The sequence below is a fragment of the Nesiotobacter zosterae genome, from assembly GCF_033843645.1.
In the GTDB taxonomy this organism is placed as follows: domain Bacteria; phylum Pseudomonadota; class Alphaproteobacteria; order Rhizobiales; family Stappiaceae; genus Pseudovibrio; species Pseudovibrio zosterae.
The window spans coordinates 37925-59796 of sequence record NZ_JAWXVZ010000017.1 but is presented as its reverse complement, the minus strand read 5'-3'; the positions used below and the strand labels follow the sequence as shown (position 1 = coordinate 59796).

24 protein-coding genes are annotated in these 21872 nt (G+C 54.3%); 15 read left to right on the top strand and 9 right to left on the bottom strand.

Annotated features, from left to right (window positions below; all coding sequences use genetic code 11):
- Positions 1–143 precede the first annotated feature (143 nt).
- A complete protein-coding gene (locus Q3Y58_RS18810) occupies positions 144–1343 on the bottom strand; it encodes a YbfB/YjiJ family MFS transporter (RefSeq protein WP_319623333.1) in 1200 nt (399 codons plus the stop codon).
- A 290-nt stretch (positions 1344–1633) separates the two neighbouring features.
- On the opposite strand from Q3Y58_RS18810, the gene Q3Y58_RS18805 reads away from it, so the two are divergent.
- The gene (locus tag Q3Y58_RS18805; protein WP_319623332.1) at positions 1634–2230 is read left to right on the top strand and encodes a superoxide dismutase; all 597 of its coding nucleotides are present in this window, start codon (positions 1634–1636) and stop codon (positions 2228–2230) included.
- A gap of 67 nt (positions 2231–2297) precedes the next feature.
- On the opposite strand, the gene Q3Y58_RS18800 is transcribed toward Q3Y58_RS18805, so the two are convergent.
- From Q3Y58_RS18800 to Q3Y58_RS18785, 4 genes are all read right to left on the bottom strand, one after another.
- Positions 2298–2663, bottom strand: coding sequence for a hypothetical protein (locus Q3Y58_RS18800; RefSeq protein WP_319623331.1), 366 nt, complete (start codon positions 2661–2663; stop codon positions 2298–2300).
- Between the two features lie 55 nt (positions 2664–2718).
- Entirely contained in the window at positions 2719–3129 is a 411-nt protein-coding gene (locus tag Q3Y58_RS18795) for a hypothetical protein (protein ID WP_319623330.1), read from the bottom strand.
- A 413-nt stretch (positions 3130–3542) separates the two neighbouring features.
- The gene (locus Q3Y58_RS18790) at positions 3543–5636 is read right to left on the bottom strand and encodes a S9 family peptidase (RefSeq protein ID WP_319623329.1); all 2094 of its coding nucleotides are present in this window, start codon (positions 5634–5636) and stop codon (positions 3543–3545) included.
- Between the two features lie 174 nt (positions 5637–5810).
- Positions 5811–5933, bottom strand: a complete 123-nt coding sequence (locus tag Q3Y58_RS18785) for a hypothetical protein (protein WP_319623328.1) — start codon at positions 5931–5933, stop codon at positions 5811–5813.
- Positions 5934–6527: 594 nt separating this feature from the next.
- On the opposite strand from Q3Y58_RS18785, the gene Q3Y58_RS18780 reads away from it, so the two are divergent.
- The 8 genes from Q3Y58_RS18780 to Q3Y58_RS18745 all read left to right on the top strand — a co-directional run bounded on the left by Q3Y58_RS18780 (position 6528) and on the right by Q3Y58_RS18745 (position 13312).
- Positions 6528–8894 (top strand): putative monovalent cation/H+ antiporter subunit A, encoded by a 2367-nt coding sequence (locus tag Q3Y58_RS18780; RefSeq protein ID WP_274217279.1) that lies wholly within the window; start codon positions 6528–6530, stop codon positions 8892–8894.
- Entirely contained in the window at positions 8891–9310 is a 420-nt protein-coding gene (locus Q3Y58_RS18775) for a Na+/H+ antiporter subunit B (RefSeq protein ID WP_274217278.1), read from the top strand. Before Q3Y58_RS18780 ends, Q3Y58_RS18775 begins: the two co-directional genes overlap by 4 nt.
- Positions 9310–9687, top strand: coding sequence for a Na+/H+ antiporter subunit C (locus Q3Y58_RS18770; RefSeq protein ID WP_274217277.1), 378 nt, complete (start codon positions 9310–9312; stop codon positions 9685–9687). The genes Q3Y58_RS18775 and Q3Y58_RS18770 overlap by 1 nt, the downstream gene beginning before the upstream one ends.
- 2 nt (positions 9688–9689) lie before the next feature.
- Complete coding sequence (locus Q3Y58_RS18765) at positions 9690–11282, top strand: Na+/H+ antiporter subunit D (protein WP_274217276.1); 1593 nt, start codon at positions 9690–9692, stop codon at positions 11280–11282.
- The gene (locus Q3Y58_RS18760; RefSeq protein WP_274217275.1) at positions 11279–11758 is read left to right on the top strand and encodes a Na+/H+ antiporter subunit E; all 480 of its coding nucleotides are present in this window, start codon (positions 11279–11281) and stop codon (positions 11756–11758) included. Before Q3Y58_RS18765 ends, Q3Y58_RS18760 begins: the two co-directional genes overlap by 4 nt.
- The gene (locus Q3Y58_RS18755; RefSeq protein ID WP_274217274.1) at positions 11755–12108 is read left to right on the top strand and encodes a cation:proton antiporter; all 354 of its coding nucleotides are present in this window, start codon (positions 11755–11757) and stop codon (positions 12106–12108) included. The genes Q3Y58_RS18760 and Q3Y58_RS18755 overlap by 4 nt, the downstream gene beginning before the upstream one ends.
- Positions 12105–12458, top strand: a complete 354-nt coding sequence (gene mnhG, locus Q3Y58_RS18750) for a monovalent cation/H(+) antiporter subunit G (RefSeq protein ID WP_274217272.1) — start codon at positions 12105–12107, stop codon at positions 12456–12458. The genes Q3Y58_RS18755 and mnhG overlap by 4 nt, the downstream gene beginning before the upstream one ends.
- A gap of 437 nt (positions 12459–12895) precedes the next feature.
- Positions 12896–13312, top strand: a complete 417-nt coding sequence (locus tag Q3Y58_RS18745) for a Ros/MucR family transcriptional regulator (RefSeq protein ID WP_274217271.1) — start codon at positions 12896–12898, stop codon at positions 13310–13312.
- 37 nt (positions 13313–13349) lie between these two features.
- Here Q3Y58_RS18745 and Q3Y58_RS18740 read toward each other — a convergent pair whose 3' ends face one another.
- On the bottom strand, positions 13350–13520 hold the full coding sequence (locus Q3Y58_RS18740) for a hypothetical protein (RefSeq protein WP_319623327.1): 171 nt from the start codon (positions 13518–13520) through the stop codon (positions 13350–13352).
- A 256-nt stretch (positions 13521–13776) separates the two neighbouring features.
- Here Q3Y58_RS18740 and Q3Y58_RS18735 point away from each other — a divergent pair, with 256 nt between their 5' ends.
- The gene (locus tag Q3Y58_RS18735; RefSeq protein ID WP_274217270.1) at positions 13777–14223 is read left to right on the top strand and encodes a helix-turn-helix domain-containing protein; all 447 of its coding nucleotides are present in this window, start codon (positions 13777–13779) and stop codon (positions 14221–14223) included.
- Between the two features lie 5 nt (positions 14224–14228).
- Positions 14229–14954 carry a DUF6456 domain-containing protein gene (locus Q3Y58_RS18730; RefSeq protein ID WP_319623326.1) on the top strand — a complete coding sequence of 242 codons (726 nt, stop codon included), beginning with the start codon at positions 14229–14231 and terminating at the stop codon, positions 14952–14954.
- Here Q3Y58_RS18730 and Q3Y58_RS18725 read toward each other — a convergent pair whose 3' ends face one another.
- Both Q3Y58_RS18725 and Q3Y58_RS18720 read right to left on the bottom strand, forming a co-directional pair.
- Entirely contained in the window at positions 14955–15386 is a 432-nt protein-coding gene (locus Q3Y58_RS18725) for a SufE family protein (RefSeq protein WP_319623325.1), read from the bottom strand.
- Positions 15387–15539: 153 nt separating this feature from the next.
- Complete coding sequence (locus Q3Y58_RS18720; RefSeq protein WP_319623324.1) at positions 15540–16136, bottom strand: DUF5330 domain-containing protein; 597 nt, start codon at positions 16134–16136, stop codon at positions 15540–15542.
- Between the two features lie 609 nt (positions 16137–16745).
- Here Q3Y58_RS18720 and Q3Y58_RS18715 point away from each other — a divergent pair.
- Genes Q3Y58_RS18715 through Q3Y58_RS18705 form a run of 3 tightly spaced genes read left to right on the top strand, consistent with a single transcriptional unit; the run spans position 16746 to position 19365 of the window.
- Positions 16746–18209 carry a sensor histidine kinase gene (locus Q3Y58_RS18715; protein ID WP_319623323.1) on the top strand — a complete coding sequence of 488 codons (1464 nt, stop codon included), beginning with the start codon at positions 16746–16748 and terminating at the stop codon, positions 18207–18209.
- Positions 18210–18225: 16 nt separating this feature from the next.
- On the top strand, positions 18226–18981 hold the full coding sequence (locus Q3Y58_RS18710; RefSeq protein WP_274217265.1) for a peptidoglycan-binding domain-containing protein: 756 nt from the start codon (positions 18226–18228) through the stop codon (positions 18979–18981).
- Positions 18982–19014: 33 nt separating this feature from the next.
- Complete coding sequence (locus Q3Y58_RS18705) at positions 19015–19365, top strand: DUF1491 family protein (RefSeq protein ID WP_319623322.1); 351 nt, start codon at positions 19015–19017, stop codon at positions 19363–19365.
- 82 nt (positions 19366–19447) lie between these two features.
- On the opposite strand, the gene Q3Y58_RS18700 is transcribed toward Q3Y58_RS18705, so the two are convergent.
- Positions 19448–20533: a hypothetical protein gene (locus Q3Y58_RS18700; protein WP_319623321.1), complete on the bottom strand. Its 1086-nt coding sequence runs from the start codon at positions 20531–20533 to the stop codon at positions 19448–19450.
- Between the two features lie 545 nt (positions 20534–21078).
- Between Q3Y58_RS18700 and Q3Y58_RS18695 the strand changes: the two genes are divergently transcribed.
- Positions 21079–21840 carry a hypothetical protein gene (locus Q3Y58_RS18695; RefSeq protein WP_274217262.1) on the top strand — a complete coding sequence of 254 codons (762 nt, stop codon included), beginning with the start codon at positions 21079–21081 and terminating at the stop codon, positions 21838–21840.
- The last annotated feature ends 32 nt before the right edge of the window (positions 21841–21872 follow it).

The following is a 21872-nucleotide window of genomic DNA, read 5'->3' as shown; positions in this document are numbered from 1 at the left end:
CTATGAACACCAAAACACAAGCTACGGCGGCGTAAGTCGCAAGGGGTAGTTTTAGGCCGCGCCGCAGACCTAAAAAACGAAAACCCCGCCAAAAATATGACGGGGTTTGTCATCAATCTGAAAGGCCGGTTTTCCGGCCTTTTCTATGCGTGTTCACGGCGCTCAGATGGCGCCGGCAGTGCCTCTGCATGAAACGGCTTGATCGTCAGAAGAGCCGCAATGATCAAGGTGGCCGCTGCGACCAAGGAGGCTTCAGTAAAGCTTCCAGTCCATTCGAAAAGGTAGCCTGAAAAGGTGGGGCCAATCACCTGGCCAAGGCCAAATGCAGCAGTCATCAAGCCAATGATGGAGCGCGGGCTCTCCGGGGCCAGTCTGCGCGCCTCCACCAGTCCGATTGCGGTGATGCCGACAAAGGTTCCACCAAGCAGAATCGCCGCTAAAGACAAGCCAATCAGGTTTGGCATCAGGACGCTGAGCGCGACCCCAACCGCCTCAAGAAGGCACGCCACGGCGATGGCACGGCCATAGCCAATGCGAAGGGCGACACTGTTCCAAAGAAATACGGAGGGCATGATGGCAAGTCCCACCAGCAACCAGCCTCGCGTTGCGAAGTTCTCAAGGCCCGGTGTGGTGGCAGCCAGTGCGCCAAGGAATGTCGCTGTGATCACGTAACCAAAGCCGAAAAAGCCGTAGGCGATAATAAGACGATAGGCGACGCGGGGCAAAGCGGGCTCACGACTGGCAGCTGCGCCATTTGTCCGCACCATCGGGGCTTCTCGGGCAGGAAACAACCAGAGCACACCGCCAATCAGGACGAAGCTGATGATGCCGCTGATGAGCCACAAGGTGAGCGAGCTTTCTACCCAGCCATCTGCCAGTTCAATGAACAGCGAGGAAAGAGAGATCCCCAAGCCAACACCTGCAAAAATAACGGGTGTGAGGTTCACGCGGCCCAATTGATGCAGGCGAGGGATGATGAGAGTAGACGCCAGAACGAACACATAGGCGCTGATCAGCCCTGAAAGAAAGCGAATGAGGCTGTAATAGGCGGTCGAGCCATCAACCGTCATGATGAGCGTGGTAAACGCCGTCAAAAACAAGCCAACGGTAAAGACACGGTAAGCGCCGCCCGGCAAGGGAGAGCGTGAGGCAAGAATGGCGCCCAAAAGGTAGCCGATGAAGTTGGAGGAAGCGATAAGCCCTGCGCTGACCTCGGTGACACGGCCTTCCTCCAGCATCCATGGCAGAATAGGGGTGTAAACGAACCGACCGATTCCCATGACAGTTGCAAGGGCAAGGCATCCCCCTAGGGCGAGCTGAAAGGGCGTGCGGTTGTGAAACATATAATCCTCAAAGGTACTTAGCGCGTGGTTCTGGGGTCGGCGTCTCCCAAAACCCCCAAATCGAATGCCTCAACTCTAATCAGTTTGATTGATATCCAGTTTGAAACCGCTTGTCCCCGCTACGTTAGGTGGAACCCGTAGAAAAAAATAACAAAAATATTTGCAAATTATACGTAGAAACCGTTGCTGTTGCCCTGAAAGGACACTATGTTTCCCTCCGAGTTGCCAGTTCGGCTCCCCCGGAATGAGCAGCAGGAATTTTCAACCAACGCTCAATTGGAGGCAAACGCATGTCTTTCGCACTTGAAGATCTGCCATATGCATACGACGCTCTTGGCCCATACATGTCTGCTGAAACTCTCGAGTATCACCACGACAAGCACCACCTGGCTTATGTAACCAACGGCAACAATCTGCTCGAAGGTTCTGGCCTGGAAGGCAAGTCTCTGGAAGAGATCGTCAAGGAAAGCTACGGCACCAATGCAGGCCTCTTCAACAATGCTGGTCAGCACTACAACCACCTCCACTTCTGGAAGTGGATGAAGCCAAACGGCGGCGGCGCTCTGCCAGGCGCTCTGGCAAAGAAGATCGACGAAGACCTCGGTGGCTTCGACAAATTCCGCGCCGACTTCATCAACGCTGGTGTAACCCAGTTCGGTTCCGGTTGGGCATGGCTCGCAGTGAAAGACGGCAAGCTGGTTGTCATGAAAACACCAAACGGCGAAAACCCACTGGTTCACGGTGCAACGCCAATTCTCGGTTGTGATGTTTGGGAGCACTCCTACTACATCGACTATCGCAATGCGCGTCCGAAGTACCTCGAAGCTTTCGTAGACAACCTGGTAAACTGGGAATACGTCGAAGAGCTCTTCAACAAGGCTGTTTAAGCCCTGATCAGAGCCATGAAGGTTTGAAGAAGAGCGGTCCGTTGGGCCGCTCTTTTTGCGTTTGGGCTCAGCTGAACAATTGTTTCTGAACGCCGAGCGTGCATCTGGACGTGATCACTTGTTCCAACAGGCCGTTCATCATGTAGAGGTAGGCCTCACATTCAGACTGCGTTGTGAAACAGGCTGTTGTGGTCACGTTGTAAGGACGGTTGTCGCTCAAGACCCGGCCCCCCACGTTGGCCTGGAACAGCTGGGAAGGCGGCGTGCTCCTGCTGGCGATGCTGCAATCGTACTGCGTGCTTTCCACAGCGGGAATGGTGCGCCCGGTCGTGGGGACAAGACGCGCTTCAAGATAGTTGGTGCTTGGCGGGCTGGCGCACCCGCCAAGCACCAGAACGACAGCGGAAGCTGCGATACTGATTTTCTTTATCATTTTTGTCCTCGCAGCTAGGGTAGGGGGCCACGCTGCTGTCGTCTGTTAGGAGTGGTTAGTTAAACAGGCCTTGGTAGTAGCCGCGCTGGCAGGCCGCGCTGTTGACCAGTTGCAGGTAGCCTCGCATGAAGTTCAGATAGGCATCACATTTCTGCGCTGTCTGAAAACAGGCCACACTGGAAATGAAGCGGCTTGGATGGTCGGTGAACCGCCCCGTTACAAACGCTTGGTAGACGTTTTCCGGGCCATCTTGCTGTACACGAATGCGGCAGTCGAACTCGGTGCCATAAACGCGCGGGCGAGACTGCATGTCATTCGGCAAGAGGAAGTTGAAGGGATACTCGGCTGGTTTGAAGAAATAAGCCACATGGGGGCTTGCCGGGTTGCGATAAAGGTCTGAAGCCTGAGCGCTTGGTGCAAAACAAAATGCTGCAAGCGCAGCAAGTAGGATGGGGGACTTTGTCATTTTTATCTCCCTTAGCGGGCTCTTCTTTGTGGTTTAACATCTTACAAAATAATTATAATTCTCTTACCTGTATAGGTTTACAGATTATCTGTTGTATTGTTTGAAACGCATGTATGGCGTTTTGGTATAATTGTGTTTTCGTAAAATTCCCTCGCCTGACTACTTAGATTCGCTGTTAAAAGTTCACCGTAATCACCCGGAGTGTAACTTGAGAGCAGCCGGTGCGTTAGCGGGTGAATGCTGCCGATATCACGTGTTTTTCATGATGCTAGTCAGACGCTTCGCGGTTTTACATGACGCTACGTCACGCATCTGAGGGTGGTGAGGTGGGACAAGGCAAGTTTGGCCGGCTGTCATGAAAAAAGGGCCGCTTGCGCGACCCTTGTTGTTGGCATCACTGTTTTGGACGAGACTTAGGCGATTTTGCCCGTTGTCTTGAGCGCAAAGGAATAAACCAGCGCCACTTCCTTCAAGCGATCAAAACGCCCGGATGCACCACCATGGCCCGCATCCATGTTGGTGCGCAGCATGAGCAGGTTGTCATCCGTCTTCTTCTCACGCAGCGTGGCAACCCATTTGGCAGGTTCCCAATAGGTGACTCGGGGGTCGGTGAGCCCGCCAAGAGCAAAGATCGCCGGATAATCCTTGGCTTCCACGTTGTCGATTGGCGAGTAAGAAGCGATGTAGTTGTACGCCGTCTCATCGGTGATCGGGTTGCCCCACTCCGGCCATTCTGGCGGGGTCAGGGGCAGGGTGTCGTCCAGCATGGTGGCCAGAACATCAACAAAGGGTACCTCGGCGATGATGCCCTTGAAGTTCTGTGGTGCCATGTTGGCAACCGCCCCCATGAGCATCCCGCCAGCAGAACCGCCCTGAGCCACGATCCGATCGTGTGCGGTAAAGTTCTCCTGAACCAGATGGCTGCTTGCAGCGATGAAGTCCGTGAAGGTGTTCTTCTTGAACTCGCGGCGTCCAGCCTTGTACCAGCCAAAACCCTTGTCCTTGCCCCCACGAATGTGAGCGATGGCATAAACAAATCCGCGATCCACCAGGGACAGCGCATTGGTGTTGAAGCTCGCAGGAATGGAAATGCCATAGGAGCCGTAGCCATAAAGCAGGCACGGGGCACTTCCATCGAGAGGCGTATCGGCGCGGTAAAGCACGGTTACTGGCACTTTGACGCCATCCGGGGCAACGGCTTGCAGCCGACGGGTCACATAGTCAGATGGGGTGTGGCCAGACGGTACTTCCTGCTCCTTGCGCATGACCCGCTCCCGAGAGGCAACGTCATAGTCAAACACGCGGGATGGGGTGGTCATGGACGAGTAGGTGAAGCGGATCAGTGTGGAGTCGAACTCATAGCCTGCGGAAAAGCCAAGGCTGTAGGCTTCTTCGTCAAAGGAAATGCTGTGTTCCTCGCCATCTTCGAGCCGGTGGACCATGATACGCGGCAGGCCTTCAAAACGTTCCAGACGGATCATGTGCTCCTTCAGAACGTTGAAGGAGAGGATGAGGCGACCGGCCTCATGGGCAACAAGGTCAGTCCATGTGGATCGGCCTGGATTGGCCAGCTGCGTCTCCAGATCTGTTGTGACGATCTTGAAGTCTTCCGCGTCCCCTGCATTGGTAAGGATGATCAGCTTGTCGCCGTGGTCTTCAACGCTGTACTCGATGCCCGTTTCACGGGGCGCAACCAGTTTTGGTGCCGCGCTCGGATCGTCCGCGGGAATAAGCCAGACCTCGGCGGTTTCGTGATCATGAATGTCGATGGTGATAAACCGCCCAGACTGTGTGCGGCCCACACTCATGAAGAAACCGGCATCCTTCTCCTCATAGACAAGGGTGTCCTCAGACTGGGGCGTTCCCACTTGGTGGCGGAACAGCTTGGAGGGGCGGTGGTTGGCATCCATCTCCACATAGAAGACGAACTTGCTGTCGGCGGACCACACGCCGCCACCTGCCGTGTTGGAGATAATCTCATCCAGATCAGTGCCAGAGGCCAAGTCGCGGATCTTCAGCGTGAAGTACTCAGAGCCTTTGTCATCATAGGCCCATGCCAGCTTGCTGTGATCATCACAGTGAGACGCGCCTGCAATCTTGAAGTAGGCTTGGCCTTCCGCTTCCTTGTCGCCATCAAGAAGGATCTCCTCCTCGTCCTGGTGTCCTTCTCGAGCAACGCGGTAGAAGATTGGATGCTGGCCGCCCTGCACATACTTCAGTGCATAGGCAAAAGGACCGTCAGGCGAGGGGACAGAGCTGTCATCCTGCTTGATGCGCCCCTTCATTTCCTCAAAGAGCGCTTCCTGCAGAGCCTCTGTATCCGCCATCATTTGCTGCGTGTAGGCGTTTTCCGCCTCAAGGTAGCTGCGGATCTCAGCATCCAGAACAGAAGGATCGTGCATGACCTCCTGCCAGTTCTCAGCACGAAGCCAATGATAGGACTCGGTTTTGGTAATGCCGTGGTGGGTAGAGACAAATTCTTTTTTCTCAGGACGCGGTGTGTTCATTTGGAAGGGGTGTCCTTAAGCACAAAATTGGTTCTGTATCGGAGCTTCAAGGCCTTGAGATAGGTGGCCCGAGTCGATTTGCCAGCACACTAGCGCCTAAAACTGGACATGTCGCCATGCCCGTTTCTCATCCGCGACAAGTCACAGGAGTTGTGGTTTATTGGTGGCCCAATTCTAGGTTTTGGCGATAAATTGGTGTGGCAATCTGTCGGGTCCGTCCATGTGCTGGCCTCGGTCCGTTTCAGAGCAAGTGATGCCGAAGGCATAGCGACGGCGCAACAGGGGCTCGCGTTTCATGTAGATTTTCCGCGATTCAAGGGTCGCTGCATCGGGTCTGAAGGTGAAGCGTCGATCAACATTGGACGAAAATGCGCTTCACTCCGTAGAAAATTGGCAGAAAGTGCTCGAAACCTGTCGATATTTCCTTTTCTTGCGTGCCGAGGCAGAATTTGTGGAACTGGGGCTTGGTCCCTTTGAGTAATCAAAGGCGAGAAGTTGTCATAAAACGACAAAAATTAGCAAGATTGACCACGAGATCATGCTGCTAAGCAGTATAGCAAAATCGCTTATCGAGACTTTTCGGGCTCTGCTCTTGAAAAAATGAAGTGCATTTTTGTATTCGCAGCGGATCTAAGGTGCTCAGAATTGTCGCAGGCACAATACTCTATGTAGAAATGGGGTGCGACAAAATAGAGATGTATGTCTATCGGCGGAGAACTAAGCCAAATAAGTGTATTTGCATAGCGACATATCGAATATACCCAACGTAATCGACTTGCCGTTTTGCGATGGGCACATTATGTCATGTCTTCGGATGTTGAATTGTATGCTTTGGTATCGATTCGGCTGACCAAAATGAACCATATGACTAGCCTTTTAACGGAGTGCTAAATGCCATTTTCTGGTGTTGAGGCGACATTTTGGGCGATGCTCGCGCCCTTTGTTGCTGCAGTGCTCGCACCAATGCTGACGCAGAAGTTGAAACACAACGCTGCTTGGGTATTGGCTGCGGTTCCAGCGCTGATCTTCGTGCACTTTCTCTCGCTTGTTTCTAGTGTTGCGGCTGGGCAGACGCATACGCTTGGACTTGAGTGGGTGCCCACCTACGGCGTCACCTTCTCCATCTATCTTGATGGGCTATCAACTCTTTTCGCGCTTTTGATTTCCGGCATCGGAGCCTTTGTTGTGCTCTATGCAGGCGGATACCTGAAAGGACATCCGCAGCAAGGGCGTTTCTTTTCCTTCCTCTTCCTGTTTATGGGCTCGATGCTCGGTGTTGTACTGGCAGACAACCTGATCACCCTGTTCATCTTCTGGGAGCTGACTTCCATCACCTCGTTCCTGCTGATCGGGTTCGATAACCTGCGCACTGCATCCCGTCGTTCTGCGGTTCAGGCGCTTGTTGTCACCGGCAGCGGCGGCATGGCCTTGTTGGCCGGTTTCCTGTTGATCGGGATGGCCGGCGGCTCAATGGAGATGAGCGAAATCCTGGCCTCCGGCGACGTGCTGCGAGACAGCGGCCTGTATGGGGCCATCTTTATTCTGGTTTGTTTGGGCGCTTTCACCAAGTCGGCGCAGTTTCCCTTCCATTTCTGGCTGCCGAACGCCATGGAAGCCCCAACCCCAGTATCCGCTTACCTTCACTCAGCAACCATGGTGAAGGCTGGCGTTTATCTGTTGATGCGTTTGAACCCGGTCTTGGGTGATACCGCGCTTTGGACGACCGTTCTGCCGATTTTCGGCGGCCTGACCCTTCTGGCAGGCGTCATCATCGGCATTCGTCAGACCGACCTCAAACTCATGTTGGCTTACACCACCGTGGCTTCTCTGGGCCTTTTGGTGATGTTGACCGGTGCTTCCAATACCGTCGCCATCAAGGGGGCTGTGCTCTATCTAGTGGCGCACTCCCTGTTCAAGGGCTCGCTGTTCATGATGGCTGGCACAATTGACCATGAGGCCGGGACGCGCGACATCACAAAGCTGGGCGGGTTGCGCAATGCCATGCCAATCACGTTTGCTGCCGCGGTTCTGGCAGCGCTGTCGATGGCAGGTCTGCCGCCGTTCCTTGGCTTTATCGCAAAGGAAATCCTTTACGATGGTGCCTATGGCACTGTTGGCTCAGGCTACCTGATTTCATTGGCCGCCCTTTGCGGAAACATCTTGATGTTTGCGCTCGCCGCAGCGGTTGCCCTCAAGCCATTCATGGGTGAAAAAGTGGAGACACCCAAGCATGCGCATGAAGGGCCAATACTGTTGTGGGCCGGGCCAATTACCCTTGCCGTATCAGGTTTGTTGCTCGGTCTGTTTGCAGCTCACGCCGGTTACTTCTTCATCAACCCGATGGTATCGGCGGTTGATGGGGGGACCTATGGTAAAGAGCTCTATCTGATCCCGAAACACCTGAACATGGCTCTGTTGATGTCTGTCCTCACCATCGCTCTTGGTATCTTCGCCTATTTGCGCATCGATACCCTGCGCGAACTGGTAGGCAGAGCGCTGACTGCCATCGGTTGGGGGCCCGACAGGGGCTTCGATCAGCTTATGGACGGGCTTGTCATCACTTCTGACAAGTTCATTCGCACTGTTCAGACCGGCTCCATGGTTACCTATATGCGGGCTTGCTTCATTGCCGTTGCACTGATGCTGTTCGTACCCATGATGACAACCGGCAATTGGCCGACCTTTGAAGGCTTTCAAAACCTGACGTTCTATGAATGGGCGTTTGTGATCCTCGCCGTGATTGGTCTTTACGCCGTAATCACAGCAAAGAACCGCGTGACCGGTATCGTGTCACTCGGTATCACCGGCTTCTCTGTGGCGGTCATCTACACCCTGTTTGGGGCGCCGGACTTGTCCTTGACCCAGTTCATGGTTGAGACCCTGTCCGTCGTGATCCTCGCGCTTGTGATGACCCGTCTGGACCTGAAGCCAAAGGACGTACGCTCAAAGGAAGACCGCGTTATCGACGGTGTTATTGCCGGCAGCGTGGGGCTTGGGTTTGCGATGCTGCTGATGAGCGTTGTGAGCCTGCCATTCGATGCAACACTGCCTGAGTTCTTTACTCAGTTCAGCTACAGCATCGCCCATGGCCGAAACCTTGTGAATGTTATCCTCGTTGACTTCCGTGGCTTTGATACCATCGGCGAAATCGCCGTGGTGATGGTCGCAGGTCTGGCCGTGCTGGCGCTCATTCGCGTGCGCGCCAAGAAGGCACAGCCAAAACCTGAGGTGGAAGTGATGAAGGAGGTGGCAGAATGAACACGGTAATCTTCCGTACTATTGCCCCTTATCTGTCAGCACTGATGATGGTGTTCTCCATCTTTGTTCTGCTGCGTGGGCACAATGAGCCAGGCGGCGGTTTCATCGGTGGTCTGATTGCGGTTTCCGCGTTCGCCATCTACGGCATCGCCTGCGGGGTGGCGGCTGTCCGCCGCTCCATGGTGGTTCACCCAATGTCTCTGGCCGGGATCGGTCTGTTCATTGCTGTCTTGTCCGTGCTGCCCAGCTATCTCTTTGGTCAGCCCCCAATGACAAGCCAGTGGTTGATCTTCGACTTTCTTGGCTCCGAGCTGAAACTGAGTACTCCGCTGGTGTTCGACATCGGTGTTTACCTGGTTGTTGTTGGCGCGATCACGTCAATTGCGCTCTCATTGGAAGAAAGGGATGTGGACTGATGGAATTCGTCATTGCCAGTCTCGTTGGCCTTCTGATGAGTGCGTCGATTTACCTGATGCTCTCCAAGAAACTGGTGCGTGTCCTCATGGGCATCGCCATTCTGGGTAACTCCGTGAACCTGTTGATCTTTACGGGCGGGCGCATAACCCGCAGCGTGCCTCCGTTCATTCCGGAAGGAAGCTATCTTCCTCTGGAGCAGACGGCGAACCCGCTGCCACAGGCGCTCGTTCTGACAGCGATCGTGATCTCATTCTCGTTCCTCGCCTACTTTCTGGTACTGGGCTATCGCGCCTATCAGGAACTGGGGACCGATGATGTTCTTGAAATGCGTGTGGCCGAGCCGAAAGGCGACGAAAAGCCACCGCTGGGGTACTAATCATGGCAGTTTCATCTAATACAGTTGATATCGCAGCAGCCATGGTAACCCAGCCTGTTCAGGGTGCAGACTGGCTGCTTGTCACGCCACTGCTTCTGACCATGGCAGGCGGTGCTGTGGCGATCATGCTGCGCAAGAAGACAGCGATCCAGCCTTGGATTGCAATCGGCGTGATTTCGCTTGTGGTGCTTTCGAACATTGGGCTGTTGGCCCATGTGCTGGATCACGGCGTGGTCACCATGGTGATGGGGGGCTGGTTGCCACCCTTCGGTATTGCGTTTACCGCTGACGCCATGGGCGCGTTCTTCGCGTTGTCTGCTTCCATCGTTGCCTTGTGTGCTGCGATCTATGCGGCCGGTTCCATTGAAGCGTCAGAGCGCCGATATGGCTTCTATCCGTTCCTGATCCTCTTGCTGTGCGGTTGTACCGGCGCATTTTTGACCGGCGACATCTTCAACCTCTATGTGTGGTTTGAGGTGCTGTTGATCTCTGCCGTTGGCATGATTGTTCTGGGCAACGACAAGGCTCAGATCGACGGCGGTGTGAAATATGCGATCCTGAACTTTGTCGCCACCACCTTGTTCCTGATGGCGACGGGCCTGCTTTACGGTCTTGTTGGGACGCTGAACATGGCCGACATCATCGTGAAGGTCAGTCAGCTTGAAGGGCAGGGGCCAATCTATGGCATCGCAGCCATCTACTTCCTGGCATTTGCCATGAAGGCGGCTGCATTCCCTGTAAACTTCTGGCTGCCCGCGTCCTACCATACCCCGCGTATGGTGGTGTCGGCGGTCTTCGGCGGCTTGCTCACAAAGGTCGGTGTTTACGCCCTCCTGCGTGTGGTGCTCATGTTGATGCCTGAACCGCGCGAGTGGTTGGGTGACATCATCAGTCTTGTTGCGATTGCAACCATGATTGCGGGGGCACTGGGCGCGCTGGCGCAGACGGATATTCGCCGCATGACCGGCTACATTGTGATTTCCGGTGTAGGCAGCATGATTGCAGGTTTGGCGATTGCCAATCAGGTGGCGGTTGCCGGGGCGATCTTCTATGCGGTGCATTCGTTCTTTTGCATCACAGCCCTTTATCTGCTGGCAGGTGTCATCAACCGCATCGGGGGCTCATTCTCCCTGCGGGAGTTGGGAGGGCTTTACAACAAGAGTCCTCTGGTGGCCGCGGTCTCCTTGATCTTGCTGTTGGCTGTCGCTGGTCTGCCGCCTTTCTCAGGTTTGTGGCCAAAGGTCATGCTGGTGGAAGGTGCTCTTGAATCTGGACGCAGCCTGCTGGCAGCATCAATCCTGATTTCAGGCATTCTGCTGACCATCGCCATTGGGCGTTACTGGATCTACGCGTTCTGGCGTGGTGGCCCGGAAGGTACCGTTGATGGGACCTTGGTGCCGCAGTCCGATGGTACGGCGACGGTTGCTTCTGTCTCCTTGCCGATGACTGTAACCGTGCCGATGGCCATCCTGACAGGTCTTGTCATCTATCTGGGACTGTTTCCAGAAGGTGTCATGGCGATCTCTACGCAAGGTGCAGCGTCGCTGGTTGATCCAACCGCCTACGTTCAGTCTGTATTCGGAGTGTGGCCATGAATAGCAAACTGTTCCTGATCAACCTGATCATGACCATCGCTTGGGGCGCGGTTTCCGGCTCTTTCGATGCGTTGAACCTGGTGTTCGGTTTCATCCTCTCCTCGGTTGCGCTCTACATGATCCGCGAGCAGGTGCCATTCCAGCAGTACGCAGGTCGGACCGGGCGCGTGGTGGGGCTGGCCTTCAGCTTCCTCTACGAAGTTGTAGCTTCTTCATGGCGTGTGTTGGTGATCGTGCTTTCACCGAACATGAAGTTGCGCCCCGGAATCATCGCGCTGCCTTTGACGGTGACCAAGGACCACGAGATCACGTTGCTTGCCAACATGATCACGTTGACCCCCGGCACACTGTCCATGGATGTGTCAGATGATCGCAAAACCTTGTTCATTCACTGTCTTGATGTGCCGCATCCGGAAGAAACGATCCGCGGCATCAAGGAGGGCTTTGAGCGTCAGATCATGGAGTGCTTCAGATGACTTTCGAGCAAATCGCTGCCGGTTTTCTGGCGTTCTCCGTAGACTTCTCGTTGGCATTGTTGTCGGTCACATTCCTCATAATCGTGTACCGCATCATCAAGGGGCCAGGCTTGCCAGACCGTATTGTGGGTCTCGACCTGCTCGTGGCGGTTGCCATTGGATTGATGGCAGCAATCGGCGTGCGCTCTCAGTATGTGCTCTACGTCGATATTGCCTTGGCACTTGGTCTGGTTGGCTTTCTGGCGACTGTGGCCTTTGCCCGCTTCGTTCTCAACAGAGGGCGTGTGCATGACAGGGCCATTGAAGATGAAGTCGGCGTCTACTGCGTGAAGGAGGACCAGAAATCATGATGGCACTGCACGACATCCTTGTGGGGCTGCTGCTGATGGTGGGCGCCATTTTCGCGTTTGCCGCGAGCATGGGCCTGTTGCGCCTGAAAGACGTCTACCAGCGTATGCATGCCGCCTCCAAAGCGGGCACATTGGGCTCTGGCTTGATGCTGATTGGTCTTGGTATCTATGCACTGGATCTGGGCGTGTTTGCCCGTGCATTTGCAGGGTTCTGTTTCTTCATTTTGACAGCACCTGTTGCGGCGCATCTTATTGCGCGTGCGGCTTATTCGGTGGGCTATCGTCCAACCACGGACACAGTGATTGATCCGAAGGTACCAGCCCAGCCACAGACCGATCTGCACCGATAAAGATCAAGCTTGCCGCAAGGCGAGTTCTGCTATGAATTACACGCCGTCATCTGTTGATTCAGGTTGCGGCGTGTAATGTATCTGCGGTTTTCCCCAATAGGGCTCACCATACTGCACGCCTACCTGACCTTAGCGGAGGGCGGAATATGGCAGGCTGCCATAATTACTTCCCAACAACACAACGTTTAGTGCGGTTCAACAAGTTGCCCGAACGGCTTTCCAGAAAAAAAGCTTAGGTTTAAAGAAAAGAGGCGTTTTTTTTTCTTGTGAAAGAGTATCGCCATCTCTATAAATGGCCAACAGGTTTTACGCCCATATGAATCATCTGTATTTTCTAGGTACATGAAAGTATGCATGCCTTGCATGCGTATTTGCTTAAATACAGTCGGACGGTGTAAAGAGATTAAAATCGATTTTCTGAAGATAACGGGTGAGAAATGAGCGAGATCCCAGCAGACAATAACTTGATTGAACTGACAGCAGACATCGTGTCAGCCTATGTCAGCAATAACACTGTTGCATCCGCGGATCTGCCTGTGTTGATCACCGATGTGTACGTTGCACTGCAGAAGACAAGCGGTGCGGTCACTGAGCCAGAGCCAGAGCCGCTCAAGCCAGCAGTGCCAATCAAAAAGTCTGTGACGAACGACTACATCATCTGCCTTGAAGACGGTAAGAAGTTCAAGTCTTTGAAGCGTCACCTGCGTACGCACTACGACATGACACCGGAAGAATACCGCGAAAAGTGGGGCTTGCCATCTGACTACCCAATGGTGGCACCACACTATGCAGCAGCTCGTTCTGAACTGGCCAAGAAGATGGGCCTGGGTCAGCAGCGTAAGCGCGGCAAATAATCTGTTTCCAATCTGGGAACGCGAAACCGCCGTCCTCTCAGCGAGGGCGGCGGTTTTTTATTAGATGCTGGAACAATTTGCGTCGCAGTTCCAGTTGAACGGCAACCAGCCGATTGGCATCGAATGTCCAATGCCCGTTGTTGCCCCGAAGGCGCTCCCCCTCAAGGTCCTGCATCAACTGGTGAACCTTCAGGCGCAGATTTTCCATCAAAAATACTTATCCTCTCTGCCGATTGTTTAGGGTTGAAGAATGCCACTTTGATTCTAGAAGAGCCGGCTGTTTAGATGAGTGGTTCTTGCTTAATGCTAGGTCCATTTGAGTTCTGGGGAATAATTACTCATGTAATGAGTAGTGCTTCCTTATAGAGATATCGGGCGCAGATACTTATCCCCCTGCCTGCCAAACCAGCAAATCATCGAAAAATACATGAAGTATTTCATCCTTTTGCAGGCGAGGTGTAACCATGTTCAAAACGCAGTCGCGGGAGCATAACTACAACACCAAAGATTCTCAGGTTCCAATCTCTTCAATTGCGGTAGAGGAACATCATGCCATTGAGGCCATGGAGCGACTTGTCACGGCACGGGTTGCGCTGGCTTTCGGCCTTCCGCCCGACACCATACAGAGCGCGACGCGGGGCGTAGCCCGGGTCGCCTTGGCGCGCCAAGTCTCCATGTATCTTCTTCATGTTGCTCTCGGTTTTACTTTAGCGAAAGCGGGAGGTGTGTTTGGAAGGGACCGTACCACCGCAGCTCATGCCTGCCGTGTGGTGGAAGATCTGCGGGACAACGTGAACTTTGATCGCCAAATCTGCGAGTTGGAACGCTTCATTCAGCGGGCGGTCGCAGGGCAGTGCGCGCTTCGTGATGTCTTGTATGCAGAGCCCGAGAATTTGAGAGCGCTAGGGTGAGGGCCATGTCAAACCTACGCAATGACCTGCTGCGGCTTCTTCGAGTGGCCTCGGGAAAAGACGGGTTGTGCCATGGAGAGGCGCAGGAATGCTTCGCGAAGGCACTTGAGAAAGCTCTGGCAGAGAAGTTCGTTGTTCAACTGGAACAACGCCTGTTCACCACACCGGACGGTCGGCGCTTTTTGAAGCGGGGGCTCTGTGAGGGAGGGCTAGAAGCATCTGTTACAGCCGCCCAAAGCGGCATGGCCATCAGCAAGGACAGCGCGCTTGATGAAAGCCCATTGGCTTGGCTCGCAAGCCGAAAGGCAAAGGATGGGAAGGCGTTTCTCTCCAGGGAGCAGTTGGTTGCCGCAGAAAAGTTCAGCGCAGATTACGCATTTGGGCAGGTGACCTCATCGCTGAAAAGCAACTGGCGTACTGTGCACATCGATGGAGCCAAGGGAGGGCAGAAGGAAATGACAGAGGGAGCGCTGAATGCGCGCCGCCGTACCCATGCTGCCATTGAGGCCATGGGGCCGGAGCTTTCAAGTGTCGTAGTTGATGTCTGCTGCTTTATGAAGGGGCTTCGGCAGGTTGAATTTGAACGCCAATGGCCCGCGAGAACTGCGCGTATTGTGCTTGGTTTGGGGCTGTCCAGTTTGGCACGACACTACCAGCTTGCAACCGCGAGCAAGGCTCAACGAACGGCACGAAGCTGGCAGGACGGGGACAAGGCAGAGGTATGCTTGTGATCAAGCAGCAGAAAGCGCAAGTCTTGCATCTTCCTTGATGCGTTGAACCATGGACCGCAGCCCATTGGAACGCTGGGGTGTGAGATGCTCCTGAAGGCCAATCTTGTCAAACACCTGGTCAATATCATCTTTGACGATGAACTCAGCTGGGCGGCCTGAATATTGAGCAAGAACGATGGCGACGAGACCTCGGACGATGTGCGCGTCGCTATCGCCTTTGTACTTCAAAAGCGGTTTGCCATCGGCTCCCGTATCAAGGCTCTTTGCCAGCCAAACCTGCGACACGCACCCTTGCACCTTATTGGCTTCGTTGCGCTCTTCATCAGAGAGAGGTTCAAGTTCACGGCCAAGCTCGATAACGTATCTGTAGCGGTCTTCCCAATCGTCCAGGAACTCGAACCCATCCAGAATTTCTTCGATTGAACTTGCCATGACCATCCACTCAATTTGCAAAACTGTGTGGCCTTTCTAGTAGCTTCCCTGATGCGGGGCAACCACACAGGCCCTCATCCACGCAGATAGCAATGAATAATGTCGTGTCAACCGCACGGGCGCCGTTGGAGGCTCATGAATGGCCTCGCAAGTTTAATTGGTTGGCTTTGATCGAGGAAGCGGGATGGCGGTTTCAACCGAACCCGTCGTGGTTACGCCTGAGCCCTCGATGTCGATGGGGTCAGCCAAAAGCGCGCCAGCGCGCTCTTGATCGTTTTGCTTGAGTTCGTCAAGTGCGCCTGCTTCAACGGCTGCCTTGGCAAGCCTCCAAGGTATCTCAAGGTCCTCAGAGGTTAGTGTGCCGCTCTGTGCTGTGTCAGGTTGACCGCTATCAGGAGTGTTGACCACAAGCTCGCTGTCCAAACTCGGTGCGTTCTCAGAGAGTATGGTGTTCTCGTCACCAGAAAGTGCGCCATCAAGCGCTTCAACATCATCCTCATTCAGGTACTGATAGGCAAGGCGGGCGGCTTGTTTTGCTTTGAGCCCTACGAGGGTGACCACGGAGCTGCCTGTTTCGCAGGTGTCGGGGTTGCGGTCGCAAAAACCGGAAAGGTCACTGAACGTGGTTTGCGCAGCGTTAATGGCCTGTACGAAACCAATAGACGGCGCATCTTCGTTGCTGCCCAAGCCAATGGGAAGCAACAGAAGCAGCAGCGACAGCCAGAACACCTTTCGCAGCAATGAGAACATAACCAAACCCGAGCACGTGACAGGCTTAAACATGCGCTTAATACGCGCAACGCCTTTTGGATCAAATTGTTATCGATAGGCTCCCAAAATCGCGTTTAGGAGGCCTGATGGATTTGAATTAAATCCACGATAAAACCTAAACAAAATTGACTAAACTTTTACTTAAGCCTGCCAAGCTCCAGTTATGCCTGTTGGATAAACAAGCGTTAATGTGAACGTCTTGCTTTGCGAATGGGGTTTTAGCCTTCCTTAAAGGGCAACGGTTTAACTGATGAAGGCTCAAGGGCCGGGGGAGTCGTGGTGTATCTGCGGCAGGTTAGTGTATTGAGTAAACCGCAGGGTTCTTCGTTGATTATCAGTTGCTTAGATGGTCTTTTGCACCCAAGCGCCTTAACCAGTCAGTGGCGCCTCGTTCGTCATCGTGCTTGGGTGGGGTCATGTCTTGCTGCTGGCTTCGTGGCCCTTGCTTCTTTCCCATTACTTGTGTTGATGGCAACGCAGATAACGCCTGCGCTTTGGATTTGTGTCGGCTGGTTATTATGCCATCTGGGTATATTGGTTGTCGTCTCTCGGAGCGGAGCTGAGAGACTGGCGCAGATTTCTGTTGCCGTGATATCGGCCCTAGCGATTCTTATAGGAACTTGGGTTGCGGGTATCTCTCTTCTCAGTGCTGCGCTGATCGCTGCTGCGGGCTTCATGGAGCCGGTCCTGCGCCGCGATCGCACCGGGTCTGTTGCTGTTGGTTGTGTGTCTGCAATTGCCTTTTCCGGCGTCGTTGCCTCCAAACTTCTCGGCGCACCTGCGACCAGCCTGGATCAGGGCGGGTGGCAGCTCTTGGTTTTTGCGCAAGGGCTTCTCATCGGTCTGCGCATGGCGTGGGCACATCGCCATTTCCGCACAGAGCTGGAAACACAGGCTGCGACAGAGAACCTTCACCTGCAAAAAACCAGAGAGGCATTCTGCCTTTTCTCTGCAGAGGGTGAAATTCGGTACACGTCCAATGCCTTTTCAAAGGTGCTTCATTGGGGCGGGGGAATGGTCACCGCACGTGGTCTGTTTCAGCGCCTGCATTCCGATGACCGGCACCTCTTTTTGAAGGCGCAAACAGAAAACTGCGCAACCGGCACCCCTCAACAAGTGCGCGTAAGAACCGAAAGTGATCACGGCGAAACGCGCTACTATCTGGTGGAGTTCAGCCGCGCTGAAGGCGTTTGGCCCGCAGCCTACCATGCCAGCCAGAAAGCGTATTTCGTTGATGTCACCTTTGAGCACCGCCACCGGGTGGAGCTCGACAGGCAGATTGACACCCTCAAAGATCAGCTTGCCTTGCGCAACAATGGAGTGGCGCTTGCCTGTCATGAAATCAAGACGCCGCTCAACGCCATTGTGGGCTTCTCCGAGCTTCTCTTGAACGCCAACAACTACCGCATTCCGGAGAACACTCAGCGTGAGTATCTGGAACTGATCGGGTCCACCGGCCGCCACATGGCCACTGTCACCGATCACATACTTGATCTGGCCCATTTGGAAGCAGGGGAGCTTGCCATTGAACTCTCGGAGTTCGAGCTGGAAGCTTGCCTCGATCAGTGTGTCTCGCTGCTGCGTCCGACTGCGCAGGAGGGGGGAATCGATCTGAACCTCGATCTCGCAGCTGACCTTGGGGCTGTGTTGGCTGATCCCACAGCTGTTCAACAGATTCTCACAAACTTGCTTTCAAATGCCGTCAAATTTACCAGAAAGGGTGGTGCCGTAACGGTTTCTGCCACACGCTCGCCCGATCTGGTTAGTATTCAGGTGTCGGATACGGGTATTGGCATCGACGAAGAAGACCTTCCACACGTCTGTGAACCATTTGTTCAGGCTAAGTCCGCTAGGCTCGTTCCAAATAAAGGCAATGGACTCGGCTTGGCGCTGGCCAAACAGTTGACGGAGCGCCAAGGGGGGCAGTTCCAAATCAATAGTCGCAAGGGGCAGGGCACCTGTGTAGTGGTCCGTCTTCCTGTCACCCATGAGGCTATGGAGTGTGATCCCTCCCACGAGACAGTAGAATTGCCGGAGAAATGTGTCGCGTGAGTGGAGTATTGAGTAAATGGCGCGTAGAAGGCCAGCACGCACCCATGATGATCACGAGGAGTTGGACGCACACTACGAATACTCCTTGGGAACGGAACAGGACGTAGGGCGCCAACCGGCGAGCCGGTCGTTTGTCACGACCACGGCGATCTTGATGGGTATAACCGGTTGTTTGATCGTAGGAAATGCGCTCATCTTTCAGGAAGGGCAGCATCCTGCGCCCCTTTTTGCTACCCGGGCTGTTCTCTCTGAAAGTTCGGTTGCGACCGCGGTAGATCCGCAGGTGCTGGAGCAACTGGCTCTGGTGAAGGATGTTCAGCGGGAACTGCGCCGTTTGAAGGTCTATCCCGGCACTGTAGACGGCCTTGAGGGACCTGCGACCAAGCGCGCGGTGCTTGCCTATGAAAGAGCAAGAGGCCTCCCAGAGACCGGCACTGTTAATTCTCGGCTGCTTGCACGCTTGACGATGGACAGCGGACCGTTGGGTGTGCAGACCGCAAGCATTCCCAAGCCTCGCACTGCGCCAGGCATTTCCCAATCTGGCAGATTGACCGCCGATCAGATTTCCGCAAGCACGAACAAGGTGCAGGCCGTACAGCAGGTTCTTGCCGATCTGGGCTATGGTCCGCTGACGGTTGATGGTGTTGTGGGCGGCCAAACCACTGCAGCTGTAAAGCAGTTTGAAAAGGACCGTGGGCTTGAGGTGACCGGCCAGCTCCGCGAGTCACTTGTCCGAGAGCTGGAAAAGATCAGTGGCATCCAGATCCTTTAGTCTGGATGGCGGTCAGCAGACCTGGGTATCCTCATGCGCGTAACCTCTGAGTTCTGGGTCACTGCTTACATCCGGAAGTGCTTTGCTGCTGGTGCCTTCGCTGGCATCTTAAAGCGTGGTGCAACGGAGGCTGGCGCGATCTTCGTCTCCATTGACCGCCTTGATGGCACCTACGATCTGTTTGGCCCTGCACCACAGAGCTTTTTCGCCGAAGAAAAGCCGCTCGATCGAGAATTCGAACAGCTCCTGAGCGGCGTGGACCGTTTCGAGATCATCACGCGCCTCGAAAAGGAAGCGCGCATGGATGATGACTTCTGGCAGGTTGAAGTGGAAGACAAAGAAGGTCGCCATTTTCTTGAGATCGCCAAGGATGGGGACATCTGATCAGCTCACGCGGCGGGAGACACCTTGCAAGGTGAACTCTTCCGCCGCGTGGCCTCCCTGTTATCTCAGGAATGTCAGTAAATTAGTTTAGCGCACTCATCTTCGGTGCTGAGGTGGTACCCGACTGTTGACGTGCTTTGCGCAAGCGATTGAGAGCCCGCTCGCGTACCCCTGGGGTGTCCATGTACATGGCAAAGTGCCGAATGGACTTTTGTTCGGCACCATTTGCCCAGCTTTCCAAGATCAGGTGGGCAGCGTGCTCGCAAAACCCGTTGTAGTGCGCAAGCAGCTCCCGGAGCGTGTCCAGCTTCAGCTCTGTGCCCAGATGGTGCAGTAATATCCAGCCACAGTACTTTTTCTCAAACCCAAGTGACTTGAGAACAATCAGGAGACAATGGCCGGATTTGTCCTCCAGCATCTCGGTTATGTCGGAAGAGGGAAGAGAGGTGTACTCTCGCAGCAGCGCTTCAATACCACCTTCTTTGCCAGTGATTACAGTCATGGCCAGCTCATGCTGATTGCAATTGGCCAATCTGCCAGTGGTAATGGCGCCGTGTGGGTTGAAAATCTCTGCTTCTCGCGCCTGAGCTTCATATTTCTGTAAGATGGACAGGCGATGTACAGGGGGCAGAGAGAGAAACGACTTAATTCCGGAAGTGTGTATCTGCTGTGCAGTATGTGTGCAGCGCGTATTTGCTGAAAGGCTTGGTGACTTGCTTGCTGACTGTTCTTTGAAGCTGGTCAGCGTCGCGTCAGCCTCTCGTGATAGCAATGCAGCAAGAACGGATTTTGGTAGATTAACCCGTTTGGATATGGCATCGCGCCGGTGCTGTGGCCCGTTCTCGACAGCGGCAAGAAGATACGCCTCAGATAGCCCATCGGCATGTTGGAGCGTCAGTCCGCTGACATCCGGGTCTGCATCTCGGCCAAGAGTTTCAAGAAGCTCTGCTGGCGTCTTGGTAGAGTTGGCCAGTAGTTGAGCGACCTGATACCGGGATGAAATATCCGCGTACGGCAGGTATTCGCGGGCGAGCTCGCGGAACATTCTCTTTTCGGAGGGATCACTGCGCTGGCTGGAGACAAAAGCCTCAGTAGCATCAAGCAGGACCCCAGAGAGGTTTCGCGGCTTTAGAGTTTCCGTCGAGCGACGAGAGCTTTTCGCTTTCATGATCTGATCTACGCAGTACTCAGTATCAAAAATATCAGAGGCAACGCGTATAGCCTCGGCACAAAACACCCTGATAAAAGTAGGGGTAAATAATTTATAGGCGATTAACTCTGATAAGCTTTTAATCGACCTGAAACAGAAATGTCGTTGGAGAAGCGTCACGTGTTTTGCGAGTAGGGAAGGGAACTCACATGGGCACTGTGTATGACTTTTACGCCGCAAGGGCGAAAAACCGTCGGTACTGTGAACGGCAGGCGAAAGCCAAACCAAGTGGGCCGGCACAGATTCACCTGTTCACTGGTGTGCGCCAGGAACGGTGGGGGCTTGATTTGAGACCAAGAATCGGGACCATCCCTCAAATTACAGAGGGTGCAGCGGTTCATAAGCAGGATCATGAAGATCTTTGAGGGCCTGTACCCCGAGCGGGCAGGCCTGAACCTATGGTTTCAAAGCGAGCATTGACGGCTCAAACTACTGGAATGAACTTTCGGCATTTCATGCCAAGAAGTGTTTTGTGTGTAAGCACTGTTCTGCTTTGCGGAGTTATGGTTGCCTCATGCACACGTCCAACCGGGGACTTTGGCCGAGCCACGCCATCGGTCGTGAACGACACGCTCCTGCCCGAGGCTGGGCAAGCCCTTCGCTACACCACCAAGCAGAATGTCTCCATCTTCAATCTGACTGATGACGAAGAAGAAATGCGCAACCGCGCGTGGGCGCTCATCGCGCCTCCCAGCAGTCAGGACTGGATCGGCATTACAGCAACTGAGTTGCGCCGAACCGGTATCCTTCCTGAAAAGTATCTCTGGATTGATCCGCAGAAATATTATGATGTTCTGCGCTCGGAGACGTATCGCTCCAGCGAAACAAGGTATTCCCGTATCATAAGTGATATGAACAGCGACCGTTCGTTGATCGCCCCTTACTGCGAAGTGGCACGCCGTGTAGCGCTGGCAGATCGCGAGCGTCGTCAAGCACTGGAGCGCCGTACAGGGCCGACTTCCGCCGAAATTGCAGGCGTTTACGCCCGAATTGAAGAGAATGACGATGTAACGCGCTGGGTGCTGGGAATGGCAACCGTTCGCCTGAAGGCGTATCGGATTGCCAAAAACACCTTGGAACTGGAAACCCCATCTCAAGACAAGGTGTGGGACGCCAATCAAGCCTATGACCGCCTGACCGAAGAATATCTGCTGCTCTTCAACAGCTGCGGCTTGCAAGAGGTTCAAGACCGCCGGTCCAAAGAGCCGCTGCGATCTCGCGTGCTTCAGGGCTGGGGGCAGGAATCGCCGCCGCCGCAAAAATAGTTATTCCCTTTTATCGGAAACGAAGGCCATCC